Here is a 22,515-nt window from a genome sequence, read left to right as displayed (position 1 = left end):
CAACGAAACAGTGTCCAGAGCAGAGATCGGTTCTATTCGCCGCAGCCCCGCACCTTGAGGGCGGGGTTGTCCAGCGCGCGCGAAAGTTCCATGCTGGCTGCAATCGGAACAAAGGCCATCTATATGACATTGTCGCAGCAGATTATTTGGGGCAGCTTTTACTTAGGTATTTGTTTTCTGATCGAAATCATGCTGCTGACATGGTGCGTTCTGGTCATCCGCAAACTCGTCGAAAGATGGGAGACCCGGAGCACGATCCTGGCAACCGCGGGCCCGATCAGCGTTGCGCTCGTGTTCATTGTGCTTACCCATACGGTACAAGTCTGGATTTGGGCGATTGTATGGGTGTGGGGCGATGTGCTGCCGGATTGGAATTCCGCCCTTTACTTCTCGTTGGTGACCTTCACGACGCTGGGTTACGGAGACATCGTATTGGGCGAGGGCTTGCGTATTTTCGGCGCATTCGCCTCGGTTACTGGACTACTGGCCTTTGGGTTGTCCACGGCATTCCTCGTGGCCCTGATGACGCGGGTGTTTGAAGAACGGTTCCTGAACTAAAGGATGGGTGCGAACAGCCGTGCGAGCGGCGCAAAAAACCGGATGTGAAACGGCTGCTGGGGCAGGTCGCGTGTCAACTCGTAGCTAGAATGAAAATCGGTTTCCAGCATGTCAGATACAGCGCCTGCCGCGCGGGGATCAAAAAACAGCGCCATCGCCTCAAAGTTCAGGCGGAAAGACCGGTTGTCCAGATTGGTGGTACCAACAGCTGCCAGTGTATCGTCAACGACAAACACTTTCTGATGCATAAATCCATCGGTATAGCGAAACACACGTGCACCGCAGTCGCGAATTTCATCGAAATAGGCAAATGCCGCTAGCCAGGGCAGGCGATGGTCGATGACATCCGGCACGAGAATCCGCACATCTACGCCACGCAACGCCGCGTGCTGCAACGCGGTCATGATGTCGATATCGGGCACAAAATAAGGTGAGGCGATCCAAAGCCGTTCCTTGGCCTCGGTGATGGCAGAAAAGAACATCATCGCGCCGGTTTCGGTATCATCGCCCGGACCAGTAGCGACCAGCAACGCGTTCATATCCTGTTCAGATTCGCTGCCTGCCCAATCGAGCTTATCGATCAAGTCTTCGTTGCGTGCCCAGTGCCAATCTTCGGTAAAGATTAGTTGCAACTGCCGCACAACATGACCGGTCATCTTAATATGCGTGTCCCGCCAACGCCCGAACCGAGGGCTTTGCCCCAGATACTCGACACCAACGTTATGGCCGCCGATGAAGCCTGTCTCACCGTCAATGATCACGGTCTTTCGATGGTTGCGATAATTGAGTTGAAAGCGGAAGTTCGGCCCGCGCTGTTCGCGCGGATCAGCCACATCCACACCCGACCCGCGCAGTGTTTCCAGATAGCTCGACGGCAGGCCATAGCTGCCTACGGCATCAGTCATAAACCGAACATGAACGCCGCGTTTGACCGCTGCAATCAGCCGATCTTGTACTTTGCGCCCCAGCTCATCATCGCGCACGATGTAGAATTGGATCAGGACATAATTCTCTGCCCCGTCGATTGCGTCCAGTATTGACTGAAAAGTGGCATCACCATCAATCAGTAATTCGGCTCCGTTGCCGCGTGAGACGGGTAGGTGGGCCAGAGCCTCGAATGGCCGCGGATTGATGCGCATCGTCTTAGGATCAGGTTTCGAGTAGTCGGCAAAGGTTTTGATCCCTTCCACCACACGTTCGCTTTCCTGTCGCGCGATGCGATAGCCTTTGAAGCGGTGGTGCCCCAAAAACAGATAGAACGGAACGCCAAACACCGGCGCAGACAGCAGGAAAACCACCCACCCAACTGCACCCTGAGGTGTACGCGCCGTTTGCGCAGCGCGCACGGCAAAGACGACCGCTAGGCAATAGAGAGCAAACAGAAAAAACGAAACGAGCAATGTCCACATAGGCGCGCAATGATCCGGTTTGTTTAGTTGGCCCCAGTGTAGATGCGCGACCAGTCATTGGCCATATCAACGATGACCCACCCCATATCAGGGCCTTTATCCAACCCGTCGACAAGACGCCCGATCGGGCTTTCACGGTCATAGGCCCATTCACGGTCCGCATCAGTGTGGTGTATCAAAACGCCCAGCCGTGGCCCGTTGCCTGCGGTGGTCCATTCAAGCATGGCAAAATCCCCGTCCGAGTTTCCCCCAGCAAATATGGGGCGCTTGCCGATGGTGCGCTCGATGTTAATTGGCTTGCCTTCTTTATCATCGATGAAGGCGATGCCGGGGGCCTTGTTGATTACAGGTGTGCCGTCCACGATGTCATAGGTTGTTTCTCCATACGTGCCCAGAATCTGTTCGGGCGGGATGCCATATGCCTGTTGGGCGAATACGCGCATGAAATGCAGGCCTCCGCCTGAAACGATATAGGTTTTGAAATCTTTATCCCGCAGGTAACGCAACAGCTCAACCATCGGCTGATAGGTCATCTGGTCGTAGGGCAGATCGGTCTTCGGGTGTCGTGCAGTGTCAAGCCAGTCGGCGACCGACGCCTGGAACGTTTCAACGCTGCTGCCGGAATGCGACGCGTTAACCACTTCGATCAGAGCGTCGTGCCCGCCTTCCAGAATGGTTTGCAGATCACCCTCGGCGGCCGCTTTCAGGGCTGGCGTCGATAAGATCGACGGGTCTTGTTCAGCAAGCTCTGCCAGTTGGTCCATGGCAAATATGAACTGAAAATAGACCGGTTGTTCAGCCCAGAGCGTGCCGTCATTGTCAAACACTGCAATCCGGTCGGCGGGGGTGACATAGTTCGGCCCTCCAGGATCTGTGACGTTGCCTATGAACTCAACAATCGTATTTTTTGAATCAGAATCGTTCCAACTCGGAAGTGGGTCTGCGAACAGTGTGAGGGGGGTGCAGCTGAGCACGGCAGCTAGAGCGGCGTATCGCATATGACTCTCGACATTTTCAAAAAGGGAAAAGGCCGCCCTGTGGAGGGCGACCCTAAGAGTGACATTCAAGGCCTAATTGTTGGTCGGTGTTGTTAGCTTCTCCATAACCTGATCCAAGTTGAAGCTGGCCGCTTTCTGGCGAGGTGGAAACTCCTGGAATGTGCTCAGGAAACTACCGACATATTGCTGGGCCGGAACAAGGAAATAGGCGCGATCCAACAACCAATCGTAATAAGTGTTAGAAGTCCGGTAGGCCCGTTCATACGGGTCCCGGCGCAGGTTGACGATCAGAGGGATGCGCAGTTCGGTCCAAGGTTCGATCCAGGCCCGCAGGGTCGCCCAAGCTTTTTGCTCGAGGAAGATGAGCTTCCAATCTTCGAAGCGCAGTGCCGTTAGGTCTCCGTCATCCGAGAAATAGAAAATCTCTTTGCGAGGACTTTCGGCAGTCTCACCAGTCAACAGAGGCAGGATGTTATAGCCATCCAGGTGCACCTTGTATTCGCGCCCCATGCCAGACGAGCTATAACCTGCTTTCAACTTGTCCTTAATTTCGGGATCACCGGCGACCGCGAGGTATGTTGGCAACCAGTCCATGTGGTGCACGATCTCGTTGGTGACAGATCCTGCTTCGATTTGACCGGGCCAGCGGACCATCGAGGGAACGCGCCATCCGCCTTCCCAGTTGGTGTTCTTTTCACCCCAGAACGGCGTTGCGGCCGCATCGGGCCATGTGTTCATGTGCGGACCGTTGTCTGTGGAATAGTGAACTATGGTATTGTCGGCGATGCCAAGCTCGTCCAGAAGATCCAGCAGCTGACCCACATGCATGTCATGTTCGATCATGCCCGCGGTGTATTCATCCGCAACGCGACCTGAGATCTCATTGGCTTTTGCGCGCATCTCGTCTTTGACGTGGGTACGGAAATGCATGCGGGTACCATTCCACCAGACATAGAAGGGTTGCCCTTGCTCATGTGCCCGCTTGATGAAATCAATCGCTGCCGCCACGGTTTCGTCATCAACAGTTTCCATGCGTTTGCGGGTCAAGGGGCCCGTATCTTCAATGGTACCATCTGACTTTGATTTGATAACGCCGCGCGGCCCATACGCCTCGCGGAAGGTGCGGCCATCAGCCAATACCCGGTCACCCGGATAGTCCTCGTTTTCTGGTTCTTCTTCAGCATTCAAGTGATAGAGATTGCCAAAAAACTCATCAAAACCGTGGTTTGTTGGCAGGTGCTCATCCTTGTCTCCAAGATGGTTTTTGCCAAACTGACCAGTGACATAACCGTGGTCTTTCAACAAACCAGGTATGGTTGGGTCTTCGACCTGCATGCCAAGATCAGCCCCCGGAAGACCGACCTTCGACAGGCCTGTCCGGAACACGGACTGTCCCATGATATAGGATGATCGACCAGCAGTGCAGGATTGCTCACCATAGTAATCGGTGAAGATCATGCCCTCATTGGCCACGCGATCGATATTGGGTGTCTGATATCCCATGAGGCCCATGGTGTAGGCTGAGATATTCGATTGCCCAATGTCATCGCCCCATATCACAAGAATATTAGGTTTTTGATCCTGCGCCCAGGCGGGCAGTGCAAGCGCAACAGCAACGGTTGCCACTGCGAACTTGCGCATCGATTTGCGCCAGCTATATGCAATCATTTGTGGAGGTGACATAGGGTGCTCCTGATTAAACGAGCCTTAATGGCCCAGCAAATTTAGTTTTAGAGGCAGCGGCTAAATTGAACTCGATAGCCGCGTGCAAACTGTTGATTACCGGAAGAAAAAATATGTAATGGACCGGGAATCGAACAGAACTACTTTAAGCGATGAAACGTGTCTAAAACTTATCATATGATCATTTTGAAAGATACAAATGTTTGATAATGATGATGATATGCAGATCCTGACCCAAACCGACTGGTTTGGGGCACGCGGGCCGAAATTTCAGAATGATCTGATGACTTGTGCGGTTGTCCGAACGTTTGAACCAGGCGAAACACTCTATCACCATGGTGACCCGGCAAATGGTATTCACGCTGTGCTTGATGGGTCTGTTCAGATCACGGCACCCGCCGATGACGGGCAAGAATTTGTTGTGCATCGGGAAGGTGCAGGTTTCTGGATTGGAGATCTTGCTCTTTTCGCCGAAGCGCAAAGACTGGTCAGCGTGATGACCACCCAACAGACGCGTACATTGTTTTTTCCCAGTTCACGGGTGGAAAGAATGGTGCAAGAGAATCCGGAATATGTCCGCGATTTCTACGCGTTAACACGTGAAAACATGAAAACAGCCCTCCGGATCATGGCCAACTTGGCAGTTACGGGGTCGGAGAAGCGCCTTGTCTTACGTCTGCTGCATTTGGACGAGGGCGCCTCGAAATCAGACGGCTGGATTATTGTATCGCAGGATGAGCTGGCTGCGATGGTCGCAGTGTCTCAACCAACGTTGCATCGTAACTTGCATCGACTTTCAGGTTTAGGCCTAGTTGAGCTGGGATATGGTCGACTACGTCTAATCGACAGGCGCAAACTTATCGCAAGCTGCCAAAGTTGAAGCCTAGGGATTAAGTGGCGGCAACACACCCGGTTTGGGACGACTAGAGTGATTCAGGGTATTCAGTTTCCGCATGACCGCACTCCAATCCTCAAAGCCGGTTTGGCTCTTCTTTGAATACCGCTCAGCACCTATCTGGGTCAGGCTGCTCTCAAGGGGCGCGGCGCGTTCTGGTTGGAGGCTGCGCTCTTTCCAAAGTTCTATAGCTTCATAAGCTGCAGACAAATCCCGAGCTCTCAATGCTGCTCTCAAAGCTTCGGCGGCGTATTCCTCGGAGGCAAGATATCTACTGTGTCGCTTGTCTTTCCAGCGCTGATAGCGTGGGCGAAGAGATCGCACTGCGGCCCACAATGCCAAAACAACAACCGCGATCCAGAATGCAGCCTTTGCAAGGGTTTCAATATCCGGCGGCTGCCATTTTGGTGGTGCCAGCGTTAGCTCGGTCGCTGGGACCGAGGCCGTTTCAATTTGTTTGGTTTGCAAGTTAAACCAATCGATTGACACAGCTGGCAACCTTGTCTGGCCACCCTCTTGCGCAATATATACCGTCTTCTCCATGCGTTGTCCGGACAACACCCCTCGATCTTCGGTTTCTGTAATGCGCGGCTCCTTAGGATATGCGCGCACCAACGGGTCTTGCTCGTGAGGTGTGAGCACTGGGATCAAAAGAGGCGTCGTGCCAGATATCTGCGCGCTTAATTCGCGTGTAATGGCGTCACCAGCCTGCATATCTGTTGTGCCTTCTATTTGCTGCTGGAGCGAAAACCCGTTTGCGATGATTAACGGATCTAGACCACGGGCACCTTCTGGAATCTCGGCGCTGAGTTGTACAGGCGGAAGCGCCAACGAAACCTGAATTGGATCGTTGGTTTGAGGATCGGCATAAGTTACAACCACCTCTTGCGAGTCAAACGCAACCGGACCTGTTGCCAGAGGGTATAGGCGATAGCTGCGCTGCACACCGGACCAGGTCGCTCCGTTCACCGTCTCGCTGATTGGTCCAGAGGCACGTTCAGGAAGACGAACCACGAGGTTTTGTTGTTCTAAAGAGGGAAACACCGGAGGTTGTGGCATGAATGTTGGCACTAGAACTTTGATTCGAACGATCGCTGGTTGCCCTACAATGACCGGTTCATCAGGCGCTTCGACCGAGACCTGAGGGGCAGTCGCATCGTTATTCTGCGCAAATACTGGAAGAGCAAGAAAAAGAATAAAGAAAGTAACGTATCTCATTCTGTTCGCTCCTGATTTTCAAGAAGAAAACGATTGCGCAGAAAGTCTTGCATGTCAGTATCTATTGAGCTGATCCATTGATCGGCCGAAAGGGTTTGCGGCCCTTCTTTAGGAGCTTGAACCGTAGTTTCGTTACCGCGGGCCGCATCATTGTCGAACACCGTGTCATCCGCACCAATGCCAGCCTCTTCACCCGTATCAGATTGTTCGCGGGTCGTTTCAATGTAATCAAGGATGGCTTTCGACACCTCGAGATTGTGCTGCGCTTCGGGCCATTCAGGACGCCGTTCCAAGGCGGTCTCGAAGGCGGATATGGCTGGGCGATACTCACGGTTCCGTATTCGTGCCATACCTTCAGCAAACGCGGCTTCCGGTGTGTCCAGCCCTGCAAATATGGAGGACGCCTCTGAATATTGACCGTCCCTGAGATAGGCATATCCCTTGTGATACGAGCCCTCAAACAATTCCGCCGCTTCAGAAAAGCGCTTTTGATTCATTGCAATCTGACCTTGCTGATCGGCCGTAAGGAACCAATCTTTCCATCCTTCGGCTCGAGCTCCTGATGGTGGTATCATCATCAAAGCCAGTAGTGCCCAGCGGATCACCCAGCCTTTTCTGAACCAAAGAAGTGATAGTAACGCAGCAGGCCATGCCAAGATCCAGCCATTGTCCTGCCAATCAAGACGTTCATCATCATCCAGAGCTGCAGTGTAGGCAGTTTGGATTTGACGCTGCAGACGACTGATGTCCCGATCGTCATCCGAAAACGCTACCACGGATGCGCCTTGGATGTTGCCTAGCTGTACAATTCGCTCACCATTGGGCAGCATAGTGAGAAAGAAAATGTCGTTAGTCGAAGTGTTTAACCCAGATACCTGAGACGGGTCTAAGTCATCCAAAACAAAAAGCACTGCCCCTGGGCTCTCACTTTCATCCAGTATGGATTGCGCTAAATCGAGAGCATCGGCCGCTGCGTCGCCTGGGGTTGGCATCACAGCCGGCGTTAAGCCTTCAAGCAGAGGGCGAAGAATGTTGGCGTCTTCGGTTAGGGGAGCAACTCGGTGCGGCGTTCCGGAATAAGCGATCAGGGCAGTGTGGGCTCCAGCGCGCTCATCAATCAGATCAGCGATCTTGAACCGTGCTCGGTCCAACCGTGAAGGAGCAATATCCGTGTTCTCCATGCTGTCGGTGACCTTTAGAGCGATCACTAACGGGGCGGTATCTGCAATCAGCGGGTTGGGTGCACGCGACCAGGTTGGACCGGAGGCCGCGAGGGCAACAAGTGTGGCGATGACCATCGCAATATCAATTGGTTGAATGCGACGGGTTTCAGTCTTGCCAAGCTGCAATGCGGTCGCCAGATGCGGAACGATCCCTGAGGGTAGCTTGGTTTCGGCCGCAGGCTTGGGTCTGATCAACCACCATAGCGCCACAATTGGGATTAGAAACAGAAGGTAATAACCTCGAATAAAATGGAAATCAGGAAGTTCCATTATTGAGCAACCTCCTTGCGCCGCTGGGCAAAATGGAACCAGATTGTGCTGATAAGAATAACGATCAGCGCACTCGCCAATGGAATATGGGCAAGGCTGTTTGTCGGGCGATAGCTTTGAACTTCTACTATTCTGGGGTTTAACTGATCTATTCGCTCGTAGGTCTGTGCGAGGGCTGACCCATCATCTGCAAAGAAATATTCTCCACCGGTTCGATCCGCGATGTCCTTTAACGCTTGCAGGTCCACGCGATCTTCGCCCGTAGCATTAGGGTCTCCAACACCAATCGTATAGATGACCACATTCTTTTTTGCGGCAATCGCCGACGCGTTTACAGGCGTCATACGGCTGGACGTATCGGCCCCATCGCTTAGTACGATCATCAGGCGTTGATCCACTTCGCTGGACTCGAATGTTCTGATCCCAAGCCCGATTGCGTCACCCAGGGCAGTGTTCGGCCCAGCCATGCCAACTTGAGTTTGATCCAGGAAGCCATTCAAACTATTAAGATCTTCTGTAAACGGCGCTTGAATGAACGCGCGTGTTCCAAAAATGATGAGGGCCATCCTGTCACCATCGCGTTCGGCGATGAATTGTTTTAGGACATCTTTAACTGCTTCCAGCCTCTGCACCGGGCCGCCAGTCTCGGATTTGAAATCGCGCTGATCCATCGAGCCCGAGATATCCAAGGCAAGGACGACGTCCCGCGCAGATTTTTCAATCACTATGGGATCACCCAACTGTTCTGGTCGAGCCAGCGACAGAACCAACAAAATCCAGATTAACACGACGCTTGCGGTTTGAAGGCGGGATCGAACTGGGATGACTGAGCCGGATTTCGGCTCGACGCCTGCGGCCTGCGCAACGCGGCGAAAGAAGGGAATACGAATTGAAGTGTTTTTTTCGCGATGGGGTGGAGCAAAAAAATAGACCAGCGCCGGAAGCGGAAGTAGCAGAAAAACCCACGGAGCAGCGAAGGAAAACATCACTTTCTCCGATATGGTTTGTGGGCTTTAACCCAATGGCGCGCAAGCTGCGTGACGGCAGGGTTTGGCGGTATGGCTTTATACGGAGCTTCAACTAACGCTCGGCAAACTTCCGAATTTAATGATTTGCTATCAATTGTTTGGGATAGAAAGCTCAGCCATTCTTCGCCATGAATCCCTGCGACCTGCTCGCGAGGATATGCGGCCAACGCAGTACGCCGAAGGATCTCGGCAACCTTGGCCACAGAGATGCCAGGCGCTGCGAGTTCTGCCAGCGCGTACCGCCTATAGGCGTTCGCACGCCTGTGCCGCAGTATCAGGACTGTAGCGACCGAACAAATTGCCAGCAGGATGACAGCGACCACGACCCATCCCCAGGTCTGGGGAATCATTGAAATAGCTTCAGGTTCTGGCGCTGGTTCGAGCATTTCCAACAGATCAACCAGCGACTTTCCTGTGGTATCGATGCTCATCGCCGACCTCCGCGGTGCCCGAATAAGCGCAATAGCTGATCCAAAGCCGGTTCCGAGGTTGTCAAAGGAACTACCGGAAAACCATATCGTCGGGACCAAGTGTGCAGTTGTGCTAACCGATCCTCCATGGATTTTCGAATTTTGTCTGATAACTCAGGGTCGGAACCGTCGATTTCAATCTGCTCGCTACCATCAGAGACCGTCATCTTCAGGTTCGGCGCGAGGGCCGTTGCAGTTGGATCCGCGACATTGAAAACGATTAAATCGTTTGAGAACGCCAGTTGACGCAACAAATTCTCCGATCTTTCATTGAGCCCGTCGCAGTCTGAGAACAGGCAAATTAGTCCACTGGTTTGGGTGATGCGGGTTGCCTCAAAAAGCATGTCATTCAGAAACACGGTTGGCTGTGGGGTCAAGCCCGCATGCAAGCAGGAATTTGCTGTTCCGATGGAGGACAAGAACCGCGTAAGGGCTGCCGCGCGGCGCTGTGGTCTGTGCTCGGCAACGTCTGTATCGCTGAATACGAGACCTCCAACACGATCGCCTTGACCAAGAATTCGATGCGCAGAAATTGCTGCGGCTTCGGCAGCGATGACAGATTTCATATAGACTTCTGTTCCGAAGAACATCGATATGCGCTGATCGACCAACAGCAGGGCAGGGCGATCACGTTCTTCGGTGTAGACCCTAACATGGGGCTTTCCGGTGCGTGCAGTGACCTTCCAGTCGATGGTTCGGATATCGTCGCCCGGCAAATAGCCCCGCAATTCTTCAAAATTCAGGCCGCGACCACGCAGACGCGAGGCGTGACGACCATTCAGGATCGAACGCGCGGGTTGACGCGGTAACAGGCTGAGTGCCTGCGATCTGGGGCCCAATTGCAATAGATGGTCCGCGTCAACACGGACGCGTGGGTCGTTCGGATATGGCGCAGTCTGGTTCATGCAGCCGTTTTCCTTAGCAATTAGGGAAGCGCCACCAGGCGAAGGAGTTCTGCGATTACGTCATCTGCGGATTTGCCCGATCCTTGTGCTTCGAAACTGAGTGTAACGCGATGACGAAATACGTCATGCGCAATGGCGCGGATGTCTGCAGGATCAACATAATCGCGTTCGTTCATCCAGGCATGGGCGCGCCCGCATTTGTCCAACGCCAGTGAGGCGCGTGGACTGGCACCGATCTCAATCCAACTAGCGAGTTCGGGGCTCAAAGCTTCGGGCGTGCGCGTCGCCTGCACGAGGTCGGCCATATAACGATCCATCGCGTCAGACACATGGATTTGACCAATCTCTGACCTTGCCGCAAAGATGGCTTCCTGTGGTATTGCAGCTGGAGTTTCACGCGCCCCACCTTTGTTGGCTGCGATATCTTCGCCCCGGACCAGGCGAATAACTTCAACCTCGTCTTCGACGGGGGGGTAAGTGATTTGAACATGCATCAGAAATCGATCCATCTGTGCTTCGGGCAGTGGGTAGGTACCTTCCTGTTCGATGGGGTTCTGGGTGGCCATGACGATAAACAGTGGATCCATTTTATGCGTGGTTCCTGAAACAGTGACCTGCCGTTCCTCCATCGCTTCCAGCAACGCCGCCTGCACCTTGGCGGGCGCACGGTTGATTTCATCCGCTAGTACGATGTTCGCAAAAATCGGTCCCGGTTCGAACTTGAACTCACCCCCCGCATCGATCTGCTGGAATATCTCGGTCCCAGTCACATCCGAAGGCAGTAGGTCCGGCGTAAACTGAATGCGGCTAAAGCTTGCATCCATATTCTTCGCCATTGCCTTGACCGCGCGTGTCTTGGCCAGACCAGGCAGGCCCTCGATCAAAAGGTTACCATTGGCCAAGAGACCGATCAGCAGGCGATCAATCACCTCGATCTGGCCAATGATTGATTGGCCCATACGGGATCTGAGATCCATAATCTGGTTGAGTGCGCTCATAACAATTGTCCCGTAATAGCCCGAAATACCGGTCTCGCGTTCTATTGTCTGCGATGGCCGAGAGTCGGGATCTTGAAGTAATGATAGAACGTTAGCAGGGCGAAGTTGCTCAGACTACAATGAATTCCGAGTTCTGAGTTTTTGAATATCACTCTTTAACTCTTCCCGTATGGGCCCGGGATTACTGGGATCACGTAGTGTGGTTGTCCAGTGGGTTGGTCGGTCGCGACCGATCTTTCGGTTCCAACTCAGGGCGTTTAGGATAGATTGCTGTTCTTCTGTCAGATGAGAAGGGATTTCATATCCGTTCAGGGTTGCCCAAACACCGCTCCACAGACGGCCGACAGACCAAGGATTATAACCCCCGCCACCCAAGATCAAAAACCGAGGTGTTAATTTTTGGAGGCTGGAAACGGCACACCAGTGCGCATTGTTTGACAATGCGAGGCGCGACAATGGGTCTTCGGTGACGGCGTCGGCGCCGCATTGCAGGATAATGGCTTGCGGGTGGAAAGCCTTAGTTACAGGGAGGATCATCCCCTCCAGAATGGCTTGGAATTCATCGTCGTTTAGACTTCGACCAACAGGTAAATTCCATGCGGCGCCACCTGCGTCATCTTCTAGTAGTCCGGTAAAGGGCCATCTGCGCGCCTCATGAATCGAAATTATGCGCACCATTGACGAACCGTGGAACGCAGCCTCGACGCCATCGCAATGATGGGCGTCGATGTCTATGTAGACAATTCGTTCAAGCCCAAGATCGAGCAGTCTGAAGATCGCGAGAACTGGATCGTTTAGGTAACAGAAGCCGTTGGCGCGACTTTCTAATCCATGATGCGTACCTCCTGCTGGGTTGAACACAATACCACCGTTCCAAATTAACTCGGCTCCCAGAATCGATCCTCCGGCGGCAGTGGCTGGCCGTCGATACATTTCTCCAAATACCGGATTGGACAATGTGCCCAGACCAAACCTGCGTTTTACCTCGTCGGAGACCGACTGTGTTTTTTCGGCGTTTAGTAATGCTGAAATGTAAGCAGGTGAATGAAATCGCTGCAGTGCCTTAGGTTTGGCACACGGGCTGGTCCGATAGTTCTGCGAGTTCAGCCAACCCATCGATCTGCAGAGGTCAATCACAGTGGAAACGCGCGGGATTGCAAGCGGGTGTTTTGCGCCATAGCTCGAGGTGCGATAGATTTCCGAGCCTATGAAGATGGGTCGAGGTTTATTGTTTGTCTTCAACACTCGCATGGTTGTCATCGCCCAATTGACCATCCAGCGACATCAGAACGGCAACGGGCCTGAGTGCTGGAATATGACTGAAAATAATCAGGATACACACCGTTAAGGGCACGCTTAGAAACGCTCCGATCAGACCCCAGACTGTGGTCCAGAATGTTAGTGCCAATATGACAAGAAAGGTCGACATATTCAGAGACCGGCCAAGCATGGCTGGGTCCAGGAAATTGCCGATCACAAATTGCAGCGTGCCACAACCCAAGACGATGATAAGGAATGGTCCAATGGTTTCAAATTGCACCAATGCGATCATGGACGGAAAGATCACTGCAATGATCGAGCCGATAGACGGGATGAAATTCAGCGCAAATGTTAGAACAGCCCATGTCTCGGCATATTCCAGTCCCAGTGCTTTGAATATGGAATAGCTTATGAGGGCCGTGATCAGGCTGATCAAAGTCTTCACCCCGACATAGCGCTGCAGACTGTACGAGATAGCATCCAAAACCGAAGCCAGATCAGCGCCGAGCTGCGGGTTGCCTGCTGCAAGTTGGATTTTCTTGCGAAATGCCAGGCGCTCAGCCATCAGAAATGCGACATACAGGCTGATGAGGAAAAACTGGTTCAGCAGAGATGTGGCACTGCCCAGCAAAAGCCGTGCAACATAGGACATGTCGATGCTGACCAGATTGTCCCGAATGAAACTGGTGACGTCATTTCCGACCAATCCGGTAATTCTGTGCACCGCACCATCAAACTGGCTTTCATAGGTGTTGATCGAACGCGCAAATTGCGTGGCCTGACTGCCGAGAATATACATGATCATAAACAAGCCTGCCAAAACGACAGTAACTCCGGCTAAGTTCGCGATCCAGATTGGTACACGTGTCACCGCGATGACCCGGTCACTGAGGGCCAGGATCAGTACATTGATCAGCAGTGCCATGGTCAACGGCACCAGAAAATTCGCCCCTGCATAAAGGCCAAGCACCACAAGAGTAGCCACGATCACAACATCCCTCAAAACGCCCAGCTGCAGGCGCGCTCTTGATGGGCTATTTTCGGGATCAGAGGTCATGAGTTGGCCTGGGTCTGCTTGCCGCTGGTGCGTGATTTGGGACATCTTGCACGATCCTGCACAGGCTTACCAGTTTATGCAATCCATACAGAAGGTTAAGCGCTGGAATTCCTGGCAAATGGTGAATTGGCGGTTCTGCCAGCGCAAAAGGCGCGTTAGGCTGTTGCGATGTCACGTGTATCGATTCTCTCATCCAATCAGTTTCTGCGCGCGCTCTGGCTTGCTGTTCGTCGGTTCAACGACAAAGACGGTTTTGTCATGAGCAGCCATGTGGCGATGTCATTGATGATGGCGCTGTTTCCGTTTGTGCTATTCACAGTGGCGTTGGCGGGGGCTTTGTCACAGGGATATGTGACGGACGAGTTGATAGAGCTGATTTTTGGTGCCTGGCCCAAAGACGTCGCCGATCCGATTGTTTCTGAGTTGCGGGCTGTGCTGGCAGGGGCAGGGTCGGGCGTGATCACATTGGGCGGTTTGTTAGCGATCTACTTCGCATCCAATGGTGTTGCTGCCGTACGTCGCGCCATGACGCAAGCCTATCATGACAAAGATATCTGGCCGTTCTGGAAAACCCGGCTGTTGTGTTTTGCGCTTGTTATTATCGGTGGGGCCGCAATTTTGGCCATCGCAGCGGTTGAGGTGGTTTTGCCTGTCTACACGCGTCTGGTCTCGGAAAAGACGGCTGTTGATGTTGATAACTGGCTGTCCGTTGACCGCCTGCGATGGACGTTCACCGTTGCAGTACCGGCAGGAACAGTTATTCTGGCTCATCTGATCTTACCCACACGGCGTCACAGGCTTTCGCAAATACTTCCGGGGGTCATCCTGACCTTGGCATTATGGGCTGCAGGTGGATGGGGGTTTTCGATCTATATCGCCCAGTTTGCCACCTATAGCGCGACCTATGCGGGCCTCGCAGGGGCAATGGCAGCGCTGATTTTCCTGTACCTGTGTTCCGCCATGCTGATCCTGGGTGCCGAGTATAACGGGGCCTTGATAGACTTAAAAAATGCGGAAACCACTTGATGTACTTCCGCAAGCTCATTCTGATTGCGATCTTGTGGGCAACCACGCCGCCCAGCTGGGCACAGGAATATGTCGGATCCGAGCTGTGCGCAGATTGCCATCAAGACGAAACTGAAGCCTGGAAAGGGTCACATCACGATCTCGCTTGGACCGAGGTAGAAGATGGCCGAGTTCTGGCTGATTTCGATGGGACCAGCTTTTCCCATGATGGGATGAGCGTTTCTTTCGTGGATGAAAACGGCGTTCTTTCAGCGCAAGTCACCGAAAAAGATGGCGTTATCACCGACTATCCGGTGCATTCGGTGGTCGGCATTGCGCCGTTGCAGCAATACCTCTTTGAAACTGAACCAGGCAGATTGCAGAGTTTCGATGTCGTCTGGGACACGGAAGAAAGCCGCTGGTATCACCTCTATCCAGAACAAGATTTACCACCCAATGACGGGCTGCATTGGACAGGGCCGTACAAGAACTGGAACGCGCGCTGTGCCGAGTGCCATGCGACCGGTTACGTGAAGAATTACGATGCCGAGACAAGGCGCTATGCGTCGACACAAGTTGAAATCGGCGTCGGTTGTGAGGCTTGTCACGGGCCGGGATCAGCGCATCTTGAGTGGACGACTGGGAAAGCGCTTGACGACGGGTTGGGCGCGTTTGGGTTTCCAATCAATTTGGGCAAGGGGCAAACCGAGGCAGACATCCAGCAATGCGCCGGGTGCCATTCTCGGCGCGAGGCGCTGGAGGATGGTAATCCGGTCCCCGGTACGCCTTTTCATGACGCATATAATTTGGCTGTCCTGCGACCGGGCGCTTACCACCCGGATGGGCAGATTTTGGACGAGGTCTACGTATATGGCTCGTTCCTTCAGTCGCGCATGTATGCTGAGGGGGTAGGGTGCATGGATTGCCATGATCCTCACCGGGCCGAGGTAAAAGCCGAAGGGAATGGCTTGTGCACGCAGTGTCATTCGCCCGCTGGAAATTCGGAATTCCCAACCCTTCGATTGGCCAGTTATGACACGCCCGAACACCATCACCATTCAGAAAACTCTGATGGCTCCCAATGCAAGGACTGCCACATGATCGAGCGAGTCTATATGGGCGTGGACGGCAGGCACGATCACAGTTTCCGAATCCCCCGACCGGATTTGGGGCTTGGAATTGACGCTTGTACCGATTGTCATGCGGAAGAGGGGCAGCCCTGGGCTGCGCAACAGATTTCTGACTGGTTCCCAAACTCTGCCCATCGAACCGTTCATTATGGTACAGCGTTTGCTGCGGCGGGCATTGGTCAATTGGACGATCCCGAAGCGTTAATCGCGATCGCTTTGGACAAAGAGCAGGCAGGAATTGTCCGCGCGACTGCACTCTATCTGCTGCAACCCTTTGCGACGCCTGTACTTGCGCAGCGGGTGGCGCCGCTCTTATCCGATCCGGATCCGCTGGTTCGCGCCAACGGGCCGGTTTTGCAACGCCAAGCGCCAATGCCGGAACGTGTTGCACGGCTTGAGCCGCTATTGTCCGACCCCTTGCGCAATGTCCGAATTTCGGCAGCCAAGGAGTTTCTTGCCATTCCCGCACAAGCCATGTCGCAGGATCAACGGGCGGCGGCTCAGCAGGGTATGGCCGACTGGCAGCGCAGTATATCGCATCGTCTGGATTTTCCTGAAACCCACTTAGTTTTGGGAGGCTGGGCACTGGCGCTGAGAAATGCCCAAGCCGCGGAAAAGGCATTCCGAGAGGTTGTTACACTAGATCCACAGCGGTCTGAGGCCTGGCCGATGCTGGTTCAGCTGGCCCACATAAATCGTGGTCCACAGGCAGCGATTGCGACATTGGACGAGGCTTTATCCGTCCTTCCAGATGATCCGAACCTAATGCAGTTGGCGCGCGATATGGGGCGGTAGCAGGCACCAATCCGGCAGATTTACGCCACGTTACGGGCCCATTTGTTGGCTAGACACCGATGTCAGCACTTGGACTGTCAACAGGTGATGTATGCCGGATCGCACAGCTACTAACATAAAGCCGATTTCTGCTGATCGGAAAACAACGTTGGATCAGCGCATCGAAGAACTTCGCGCGCGCGAGCCTGTCGATATAAATCATGGAGAGGCAATCTTGTTTCAGGGGATTGCGACGGCGTCACTCAAGAAACAGCGTATTGCTCAGGGTAAGATCGATCTGGACTAGGACGGCGACCGTACGAACCCTAAAGCCCAAGCTTTTCTCGCAAACGCGATAGGTGCTGCATCATGTTGTACTGCCAGCCCGGTTGATAATTTTGTCGGAAGCCAGAACCGCCTGACAACTGAAGAAATGGACGTTCCTGCAAGATCGCAAATTGTTCACCAGACCCGTCAAGCGCATGACTGTTGTGAAGATTCAGCCAATTCAGTTTCTCGATTTGTAAAACAGGCACCAGCGTTTCAATTTGGGTATTGCCGATATCAAGACGTTCAAGCGATGGCAGTGTCGCGAGAGTAGAAACATCAGAAACCCAGGTATCATGGAGATAAACCAGTTTCAGGTTCGGCAAACCGTTAAGTGGACTAAGATCGGAGACCCGCGTCATGTTCACGTCAAGCCGCTCGAGTGTTGCGTTCCCTTCCAGCCCGGTCAGATCACTTAAATTGGTTCCCCGTGCATTCAGAGATTTGAGATTCGGAATATCCGGGATGTTGGCCGGCAGCTTTCGAAGTTCAGTAAGATCTTTGAAATCAAGATCGTTCGTTCCCGCAGAAACGACATCTTTAACCCGCTGCTCGGCTATCAGTAGTTGTTGGTTTGCAGTTTTCTGCAGCTTGTACTGCCAGGCGGCCAACGCAATCAGGGCAATAATAAGTGCTAGGACAGTTTTTCTCATGTGATCGGCGGATAAAACGACAATGCGGCCAATCTATGACCGTGTAGCGCAGCGCGAAATGCAGGCAATCACGGTAAACCGCAACGTGTCGTGCTATAGGACTTAATCGCCATCCGAGAATAATAGTGGTTAAAAGATTTAACCTTTCAGTCGCTTAGCCACGGAAACCGGTGGCGACAACGAATTTCTCCGAGCTGTCCGAGCGTGACGCGGGTGGCTTTACATTGGCCACCTTGTTGAATTTCTGCTTGAGCAGCTTCTGAAGGTCTCCCTCGGCCCCGCCTGCAAGAACCTTTGCGACGAAGGTGCCACCCTCTTCCAGCACATCAAACGCAAAATAGGCTGCCGTTTCGCACAAGGCCATAATCCTAAGGTGATCGGTCTGCTTGTGGCCTGAGGAGGCAGCCGCCATGTCGGACATGACCACATCCGCTTTACCGCCCAGCCAGTCTTTGACCTTCTGGTCGGCATCATCCTCCATGAAATCAAGCACATGCACGGTGGCCCCCGCAACGGGTTCGACCTCTTGAAGATCGACACCTAGAACCGTGCCAATACGCTTACCGCTCTTCTCGCCTAATGCGTTAACACGTTGCACTGCAACTTGCAGCCAACCACCGGGCGCACAACCCAGATCAACCACGCGCGCGCCGGGCACAAGGAACCGGAATTTATCGTCTAGCTCCAGTATCTTGAACGCTGCGCGTCCGCGATACCCTTCGACCTGCGCCCGCTTGACATAAGGGTCGTTCAATTGCCGCTCAAGCCAGCGGGTCGAGCTGAGCTTACGCCCGCGCGCTGTCTTAACTTTAACCTTCAGGTCACGTTGCCCGCGACCCGAGTTGCCTTTGCCGGTTGGTGTCTTCGCCATCAGAACGGTCCGTCTTCCAATACACCGTCCGCGCTCATCTGCGCATAGAGCAAACCTTCGCGTAGCCCCCGATCCGCCACAGAAAGGCGATCAGTGGGCCAGCAGCGCAACAATGCCTGCAAAATGGCCGAGCCGGACATGATCAGGGCCTGCCGATCTTCTCCGATCCGGGGATCACGGCGGCGCCCACGAGGGCCGAGTTCTAGATAGCCTCGTATGACCTTGTCAATCTGATCGCTGGTCATTCGCAATCCGTCCACCTTGGTTCGGTCATAGCGTTTTAGACCCAGATGCGAAGCAGCCACCGTGGTGACGGTTCCGCTTGTGCCCACGATCTGGAACCCCTCACGAGCCTGTTCATCTTTGTAAGGTGCAAAATCAGCAAGGTTTTCTTCAAAGAACCAGCTCATCAGCGCAAATCGCGCTGCATCGTCTTCGACGTCGTTGAACTGGTCCCGCAAAGTGGCCACTCCCAACGGTACACTGATCCAATCCACGACTTTGGCCGCAGGAAACGGGCTATCGGCGGTATGGAATCCGTTATGCAGCCGCATGATCGAGGCAGGTCGGTCGCGGCGCGGAACCGAGGATATGTCGATCCAGACCAACTCGGTCGAACCGCCGCCAATGTCCACGACCAACAATTGCTCGGTTTTGGTTGATACCAGCGGCGCGCAGGAAATGACGGCCAGGCGCGCTTCTTCCTCGGGCTGAATGATGTCAAGCGTCAAGCCAGTTTCACGTTTGACCTGACGGATGAAGTCGCGCGAGTTCTTAGCACGACGACAGGCCTCGGTCGCGATCAAGCGCATGCGCTTGACCTTGTTCCGTTTCAGCTTTTGCTGACAAATCCGAAGGGCTTGCACCGTACGCGCCATAGACGCCCGCGACAATCGTCCGGTGCGTTCCAGACCAGCGCCGAGTTGCACTGATTTGGAGAAGCTGTCTACCACATGGAAGCCACTGCCCTTGGGCTGGGCGATCAACATGCGGCAGCTATTTGTCCCCAAATCCAGCGCCGCATATAACGCATCTGGATCGGGTCTTGCCGGCGCGGGGCTTTCGACCGCTTTCGGGAACGCGCCCGCACCTTTGGGACGCTTGGGCGCCATCTGAAACGCCCTCCGATTTTCGAGTTACCCCGACCATAGGTCGCGCTTTTCAATCACGCAAGACACTCATTAAAGTCATGAAGATTTTGATGTTCGGTTTCGAGGCAGGGGTCTTTAAAAGCAGCGATATCAGATCCCGGGCAAAAAGGTCGCTGCAAATACGCCGTGTGTCGAAAATCGACCGACCTGCGCCCATATTGAAGTTTAGAACCGGCCCATCGGGTTAGGAGGAATCACAGTTATGCCTGACGTCACCATCGTATACTGGCGCGACATTCCCGCTCAGGTCATCGTCGGCAAAGGCCGTCGTGGCGCCAAGCGGCAATTGGAAGAGCGGTTTGAACAAGCCATCGACCGGGCCGCAATGAAGGTGAACGCCAAGGATAGTGATGCCTATCTGGCGGAGTGGCGCAAAGCCGAACCTTTCGCGGTTGAGGGCGACCCGTCCGAGATTGCCGAGGCCGAGGCCGCGCGCCTGGAAACGGAATACGATCAGGACCGTATCAAGTCCCTGATCGCCAATGACGGTTGGGCATGAGCCCCAGATCTTTATGGGAGGCCGCTATGGCTTTGCTGAACTTCAAGAAACGTGATGCGGTCGAAAACGGCCCTGTGAACCCGACCGTCGAGGCCTTTCTGCAGGGCTATTCGATCGAGGTAATGCCGCGCACCGCTGAAAAAGTCGAAGACTTCCGTGCGCTGCTGCCCGAAGGCACACGCGTTTACATCGCCCATATCGAGGGCACGCCAATTGAAGACATGGTCAAAACGGCCAAGCGCATTGCGGCTGAAGGTTTCCCTGTCATGCCGCACTTCCCTGCGCGGATCATCAAGGATTCGGCGACTCTGGAAAACTGGATTTCGATGTACCAGGGCGAGGCGGGCGTTGAACAAGCGCTGCTGCTCGCCGGTGGTGTCGCGACCCCTCACGGCGATTTCGACAGCTCGATGCAATTGCTGGAAACTGGCTTGTTCGACAAGGCTGGATTCAAGCGTCTTCATGTTGCCGGTCATCCCGAGGGGAACAAGGACATCGACCCAGACGGTTCGACCAAGAATGTCGATGATGCGCTGCGTTGGAAGCAAAAATTCAGCGAAACAACAGATGCGGAAATGGCGCTGGCCACTCAATTTGCGTTTGATGCCAAGCCGATCATCGCCTGGGCGGACAGCCTGAAAGAGGCTGGCATTGATATCCCAGTCCATATCGGTATCGCGGGCCCTGCCAAGCTGCAGACTCTGATTAAATTCGCCATTGCTTGCGGTGTAGGCCCGTCGCTGAAAGTTCTGCAAAAGCGCGCAATGGATGTGTCCAAACTGCTGCTGCCTTACGAGCCGACTGACGTAATCACCGAACTGGCCAACCACAAAGCGGCCGACCCGGATTTCAACATCACCAACGTCCACTTCTTCCCGCTTGGCGGCATCAAAACCAACGCCAACTGGGCGATCAACAACGGCGGCGCTTCGGCAAAGCCAGCAAACTCCTAAGGAACGGACATGACCCGTACAGTCGTCGAATCAAAAACAAAAACAGCCGTTCTGGGCTTTGATGAACCGTTCTGCGTGATCGGAGAGCGGATCAACCCGACAGGCCGCAAGAAACTGGCCGCCGAATTGGAAGCGGGCGATTTCTCAACCGTTGAGAAAGACGCATTGGCGCAGGTTATGGCGGGCGCGACCGTTTTGGATATCAACGCGGGAGTTGTTTACAACTCGAACCCCAACCCAAACGAGACCGAGCCGCCGCTGATGCGCAAGATTGTCGAACTGGTGCAGGGTCTGGTTGACGTACCGCTGTGCATCGACAGCTCGGTTCCGGGTGCGCTAGAAGCCGGTCTGGCAGCCGCAGAGGGCCGTCCGCTGCTAAACTCGGTCACGGGCGAAGAAGAGCGTCTGGAACTGGTTCTGCCGCTGGTAAAGAAATACAACGTACCGGTTGTGGCGATCTCGAACGATGACACCGGTATTTCGGAAGACCCCGATGTGCGTTTTGCCGTCGCCAAGACCATCGTTGAGCGCGCAGCGGATCATGGTATCCCTGCACATGACATCGTGGTCGACCCGCTGGTCATGCCGATCGGTGCGATGGCAACTGCAGGCCAGCAGGTGTTCGCTCTGGTCCGTCGTTTGCGCGAAGAGCTGGGTGTGAATACCACTTGTGGTGCGTCCAACATCTCGTTCGGGCTGCCGAACCGTCACGGTATCAACAATGCTTTCCTGCCGATGGCAATGGGCGCTGGCATGACGTCGGCGATCATGAACCCGGTTGCCCTGCCGGTAACGCAGAAGAAGATTGCCGAGAAGAAGGAACAGGTTGCCGCCGCTGGCATCATCCTGCCAGAAGGCATGGATGACGAAACCTTCGTTCAGATGTTCGGCCTAGGTTCGACCAAACCGCGCGCTGGTAAAGAGATGGAGGCCATCCGCGCCGCAAATCTTCTTACAAACAATGACCCGCATGGTGGTGAATGGATCAGGTCCAACAAAGCGCCTGAGGAAGCCGGTGCCGCCGGTGGCGCAGGTGGGCGTCGGGGCGGTGGACGTCGTCGTCGCGCTTAAACTATGGAAAACAACAGATTGGGCCGGGTCTTTGACCCGGCTCTTTCGTTTTTGTCGGCACTGGTTTGGCTTGAACCCCGGTCAGGACAAGTGATAGTCAATTCTTAGC

At 54.1% G+C, this 22,515-nt stretch carries 22 protein-coding genes; 8 read left to right on the top strand and 14 right to left on the bottom strand.

Annotation, left to right across the window (positions count from 1 at the left end; all coding sequences use genetic code 11):
* Positions 1-123: 123 nt before the first annotated feature.
* A complete protein-coding gene (locus ACR0JR_RS02930; RefSeq protein ID WP_170540417.1) occupies positions 124-558 on the top strand; it encodes a potassium channel family protein in 435 nt (144 codons plus the stop codon).
* Here ACR0JR_RS02930 and cls read toward each other — a convergent pair.
* The 3 genes from cls to ACR0JR_RS02915 all read right to left on the bottom strand — a co-directional run bounded on the left by cls (position 555) and on the right by ACR0JR_RS02915 (position 4,606).
* Complete coding sequence (gene cls / locus ACR0JR_RS02925) at positions 555-1,967, bottom strand: cardiolipin synthase (RefSeq protein ID WP_170470506.1); 1,413 nt, start codon at positions 1,965-1,967, stop codon at positions 555-557. The genes ACR0JR_RS02930 and cls overlap by 4 nt on opposite strands.
* Before the next feature lie 23 nt (positions 1,968-1,990).
* Positions 1,991-2,965 carry an HAD family hydrolase gene (locus ACR0JR_RS02920; RefSeq protein WP_480454943.1) on the bottom strand — a complete coding sequence of 325 codons (975 nt, stop codon included), beginning with the start codon at positions 2,963-2,965 and terminating at the stop codon, positions 1,991-1,993.
* A gap of 72 nt (positions 2,966-3,037) precedes the next feature.
* Positions 3,038-4,606 carry an arylsulfatase gene (locus ACR0JR_RS02915; RefSeq protein ID WP_037321012.1) on the bottom strand — a complete coding sequence of 523 codons (1,569 nt, stop codon included), beginning with the start codon at positions 4,604-4,606 and terminating at the stop codon, positions 3,038-3,040.
* A gap of 241 nt (positions 4,607-4,847) precedes the next feature.
* Between ACR0JR_RS02915 and ACR0JR_RS02910 the strand changes: the two genes are divergently transcribed.
* Positions 4,848-5,528 (top strand): Crp/Fnr family transcriptional regulator, encoded by a 681-nt coding sequence (locus ACR0JR_RS02910; protein ID WP_480454942.1) that lies wholly within the window; start codon positions 4,848-4,850, stop codon positions 5,526-5,528.
* A gap of 3 nt (positions 5,529-5,531) precedes the next feature.
* Here ACR0JR_RS02910 and ACR0JR_RS02905 read toward each other — a convergent pair whose 3' ends face one another.
* The 8 genes from ACR0JR_RS02905 to ACR0JR_RS02870 all read right to left on the bottom strand — a co-directional run bounded on the left by ACR0JR_RS02905 (position 5,532) and on the right by ACR0JR_RS02870 (position 14,017).
* On the bottom strand, positions 5,532-6,761 hold the full coding sequence (locus tag ACR0JR_RS02905; RefSeq protein ID WP_480454941.1) for a hypothetical protein: 1,230 nt from the start codon (positions 6,759-6,761) through the stop codon (positions 5,532-5,534).
* A complete protein-coding gene (locus ACR0JR_RS02900) occupies positions 6,758-8,254 on the bottom strand; it encodes a VWA domain-containing protein (RefSeq protein WP_480454940.1) in 1,497 nt (498 codons plus the stop codon). Before ACR0JR_RS02900 ends, ACR0JR_RS02905 begins: the two co-directional genes overlap by 4 nt.
* Positions 8,254-9,240 carry a vWA domain-containing protein gene (locus tag ACR0JR_RS02895; RefSeq protein ID WP_480454939.1) on the bottom strand — a complete coding sequence of 329 codons (987 nt, stop codon included), beginning with the start codon at positions 9,238-9,240 and terminating at the stop codon, positions 8,254-8,256. The genes ACR0JR_RS02900 and ACR0JR_RS02895 overlap by 1 nt, the downstream gene beginning before the upstream one ends.
* Positions 9,240-9,713 (bottom strand): DUF4381 domain-containing protein, encoded by a 474-nt coding sequence (locus tag ACR0JR_RS02890; RefSeq protein WP_480454938.1) that lies wholly within the window; start codon positions 9,711-9,713, stop codon positions 9,240-9,242. Before ACR0JR_RS02890 ends, ACR0JR_RS02895 begins: the two co-directional genes overlap by 1 nt.
* Positions 9,710-10,657, bottom strand: a complete 948-nt coding sequence (locus tag ACR0JR_RS02885) for a DUF58 domain-containing protein (RefSeq protein ID WP_480454937.1) — start codon at positions 10,655-10,657, stop codon at positions 9,710-9,712. Before ACR0JR_RS02885 ends, ACR0JR_RS02890 begins: the two co-directional genes overlap by 4 nt.
* A gap of 20 nt (positions 10,658-10,677) precedes the next feature.
* Positions 10,678-11,655 carry an AAA family ATPase gene (locus ACR0JR_RS02880; protein WP_480454936.1) on the bottom strand — a complete coding sequence of 326 codons (978 nt, stop codon included), beginning with the start codon at positions 11,653-11,655 and terminating at the stop codon, positions 10,678-10,680.
* Positions 11,656-11,769: 114 nt separating this feature from the next.
* Positions 11,770-12,906, bottom strand: coding sequence for an acetoin utilization protein AcuC (locus ACR0JR_RS02875; RefSeq protein ID WP_480454935.1), 1,137 nt, complete (start codon positions 12,904-12,906; stop codon positions 11,770-11,772).
* A complete protein-coding gene (locus ACR0JR_RS02870) occupies positions 12,881-14,017 on the bottom strand; it encodes an AI-2E family transporter (protein ID WP_480454934.1) in 1,137 nt (378 codons plus the stop codon). The genes ACR0JR_RS02875 and ACR0JR_RS02870 overlap by 26 nt, the downstream gene beginning before the upstream one ends.
* A gap of 123 nt (positions 14,018-14,140) precedes the next feature.
* On the opposite strand from ACR0JR_RS02870, the gene ACR0JR_RS02865 reads away from it, so the two are divergent.
* The 3 genes from ACR0JR_RS02865 to ACR0JR_RS02855 all read left to right on the top strand — a co-directional run bounded on the left by ACR0JR_RS02865 (position 14,141) and on the right by ACR0JR_RS02855 (position 17,188).
* The gene (locus ACR0JR_RS02865) at positions 14,141-14,998 is read left to right on the top strand and encodes a YihY/virulence factor BrkB family protein (protein WP_170703207.1); all 858 of its coding nucleotides are present in this window, start codon (positions 14,141-14,143) and stop codon (positions 14,996-14,998) included.
* Positions 14,998-16,902: a cytochrome c3 family protein gene (locus tag ACR0JR_RS02860; protein WP_480454933.1), complete on the top strand. Its 1,905-nt coding sequence runs from the start codon at positions 14,998-15,000 to the stop codon at positions 16,900-16,902. The genes ACR0JR_RS02865 and ACR0JR_RS02860 overlap by 1 nt, the downstream gene beginning before the upstream one ends.
* 91 nt (positions 16,903-16,993) lie before the next feature.
* On the top strand, positions 16,994-17,188 hold the full coding sequence (locus ACR0JR_RS02855; protein ID WP_480454932.1) for a hypothetical protein: 195 nt from the start codon (positions 16,994-16,996) through the stop codon (positions 17,186-17,188).
* 19 nt (positions 17,189-17,207) lie between these two features.
* Here the strand turns inward: ACR0JR_RS02855 and ACR0JR_RS02850 are convergent, their stop codons facing one another.
* The 3 genes from ACR0JR_RS02850 to ACR0JR_RS02840 form a co-directional block, all read right to left on the bottom strand.
* On the bottom strand, positions 17,208-17,861 hold the full coding sequence (locus ACR0JR_RS02850; RefSeq protein ID WP_480454930.1) for a leucine-rich repeat domain-containing protein: 654 nt from the start codon (positions 17,859-17,861) through the stop codon (positions 17,208-17,210).
* A 154-nt stretch (positions 17,862-18,015) separates the two neighbouring features.
* Positions 18,016-18,732, bottom strand: coding sequence for an RlmE family RNA methyltransferase (locus ACR0JR_RS02845; protein WP_480454929.1), 717 nt, complete (start codon positions 18,730-18,732; stop codon positions 18,016-18,018).
* A complete protein-coding gene (locus tag ACR0JR_RS02840) occupies positions 18,732-19,844 on the bottom strand; it encodes a Ppx/GppA phosphatase family protein (RefSeq protein WP_010440229.1) in 1,113 nt (370 codons plus the stop codon). Before ACR0JR_RS02840 ends, ACR0JR_RS02845 begins: the two co-directional genes overlap by 1 nt.
* A gap of 241 nt (positions 19,845-20,085) precedes the next feature.
* Here ACR0JR_RS02840 and ACR0JR_RS02835 point away from each other — a divergent pair, with 241 nt between their 5' ends.
* The 3 genes from ACR0JR_RS02835 to ACR0JR_RS02825 are packed head-to-tail and all read left to right on the top strand — an operon-like array spanning position 20,086 to position 22,406.
* Positions 20,086-20,382, top strand: coding sequence for a virulence factor (locus ACR0JR_RS02835; RefSeq protein ID WP_010440228.1), 297 nt, complete (start codon positions 20,086-20,088; stop codon positions 20,380-20,382).
* A gap of 26 nt (positions 20,383-20,408) precedes the next feature.
* On the top strand, positions 20,409-21,335 hold the full coding sequence (locus ACR0JR_RS02830) for a methylenetetrahydrofolate reductase (protein WP_480454928.1): 927 nt from the start codon (positions 20,409-20,411) through the stop codon (positions 21,333-21,335).
* A gap of 9 nt (positions 21,336-21,344) precedes the next feature.
* Positions 21,345-22,406, top strand: a complete 1,062-nt coding sequence (locus tag ACR0JR_RS02825) for a methyltetrahydrofolate cobalamin methyltransferase (protein WP_170774150.1) — start codon at positions 21,345-21,347, stop codon at positions 22,404-22,406.
* Positions 22,407-22,515 lie beyond the last annotated feature (109 nt).

This window comes from Ruegeria sp. AA3 (assembly GCF_056542905.1).
This window is presented reverse-complemented; position numbering and strand designations above follow the sequence as displayed.

Excerpts from the sequence above, each read along its gene's own strand:
- ACR0JR_RS02930 (WP_170540417.1), top strand. The coding sequence starts at position 124 with ATGACATTGTCGCAGCAGATTATTTGGGGCAGCTTTTACTTAGGTATT.
- cls (WP_170470506.1), bottom strand. The coding sequence starts at position 1,967 with ATGTGGACATTGCTCGTTTCGTTTTTTCTGTTTGCTCTCTATTGCCTA.
- ACR0JR_RS02920 (WP_480454943.1), bottom strand. The coding sequence starts at position 2,965 with ATGCGATACGCCGCTCTAGCTGCCGTGCTCAGCTGCACCCCCCTCACA.
- ACR0JR_RS02915 (WP_037321012.1), bottom strand. The coding sequence starts at position 4,606 with ATGCGCAAGTTCGCAGTGGCAACCGTTGCTGTTGCGCTTGCACTGCCC.
- ACR0JR_RS02910 (WP_480454942.1), top strand. The coding sequence starts at position 4,848 with ATGTTTGATAATGATGATGATATGCAGATCCTGACCCAAACCGACTGG.
- ACR0JR_RS02905 (WP_480454941.1), bottom strand. The coding sequence starts at position 6,761 with ATGAGATACGTTACTTTCTTTATTCTTTTTCTTGCTCTTCCAGTATTT.
- ACR0JR_RS02900 (WP_480454940.1), bottom strand. The coding sequence starts at position 8,254 with ATGGAACTTCCTGATTTCCATTTTATTCGAGGTTATTACCTTCTGTTT.
- ACR0JR_RS02895 (WP_480454939.1), bottom strand. The coding sequence starts at position 9,240 with ATGTTTTCCTTCGCTGCTCCGTGGGTTTTTCTGCTACTTCCGCTTCCG.
- ACR0JR_RS02890 (WP_480454938.1), bottom strand. The coding sequence starts at position 9,713 with ATGAGCATCGATACCACAGGAAAGTCGCTGGTTGATCTGTTGGAAATG.
- ACR0JR_RS02885 (WP_480454937.1), bottom strand. The coding sequence starts at position 10,657 with ATGAACCAGACTGCGCCATATCCGAACGACCCACGCGTCCGTGTTGAC.
- ACR0JR_RS02880 (WP_480454936.1), bottom strand. The coding sequence starts at position 11,655 with ATGAGCGCACTCAACCAGATTATGGATCTCAGATCCCGTATGGGCCAA.
- ACR0JR_RS02875 (WP_480454935.1), bottom strand. The coding sequence starts at position 12,906 with ATGCGAGTGTTGAAGACAAACAATAAACCTCGACCCATCTTCATAGGC.
- ACR0JR_RS02870 (WP_480454934.1), bottom strand. The coding sequence starts at position 14,017 with ATGTCCCAAATCACGCACCAGCGGCAAGCAGACCCAGGCCAACTCATG.
- ACR0JR_RS02865 (WP_170703207.1), top strand. The coding sequence starts at position 14,141 with ATGTCACGTGTATCGATTCTCTCATCCAATCAGTTTCTGCGCGCGCTC.
- ACR0JR_RS02860 (WP_480454933.1), top strand. The coding sequence starts at position 14,998 with ATGTACTTCCGCAAGCTCATTCTGATTGCGATCTTGTGGGCAACCACG.
- ACR0JR_RS02855 (WP_480454932.1), top strand. The coding sequence starts at position 16,994 with ATGCCGGATCGCACAGCTACTAACATAAAGCCGATTTCTGCTGATCGG.
- ACR0JR_RS02850 (WP_480454930.1), bottom strand. The coding sequence starts at position 17,861 with ATGAGAAAAACTGTCCTAGCACTTATTATTGCCCTGATTGCGTTGGCC.
- ACR0JR_RS02845 (WP_480454929.1), bottom strand. The coding sequence starts at position 18,732 with ATGGCGAAGACACCAACCGGCAAAGGCAACTCGGGTCGCGGGCAACGT.
- ACR0JR_RS02840 (WP_010440229.1), bottom strand. The coding sequence starts at position 19,844 with ATGGCGCCCAAGCGTCCCAAAGGTGCGGGCGCGTTCCCGAAAGCGGTC.
- ACR0JR_RS02835 (WP_010440228.1), top strand. The coding sequence starts at position 20,086 with ATGCCTGACGTCACCATCGTATACTGGCGCGACATTCCCGCTCAGGTC.
- ACR0JR_RS02830 (WP_480454928.1), top strand. The coding sequence starts at position 20,409 with ATGGCTTTGCTGAACTTCAAGAAACGTGATGCGGTCGAAAACGGCCCT.
- ACR0JR_RS02825 (WP_170774150.1), top strand. The coding sequence starts at position 21,345 with ATGACCCGTACAGTCGTCGAATCAAAAACAAAAACAGCCGTTCTGGGC.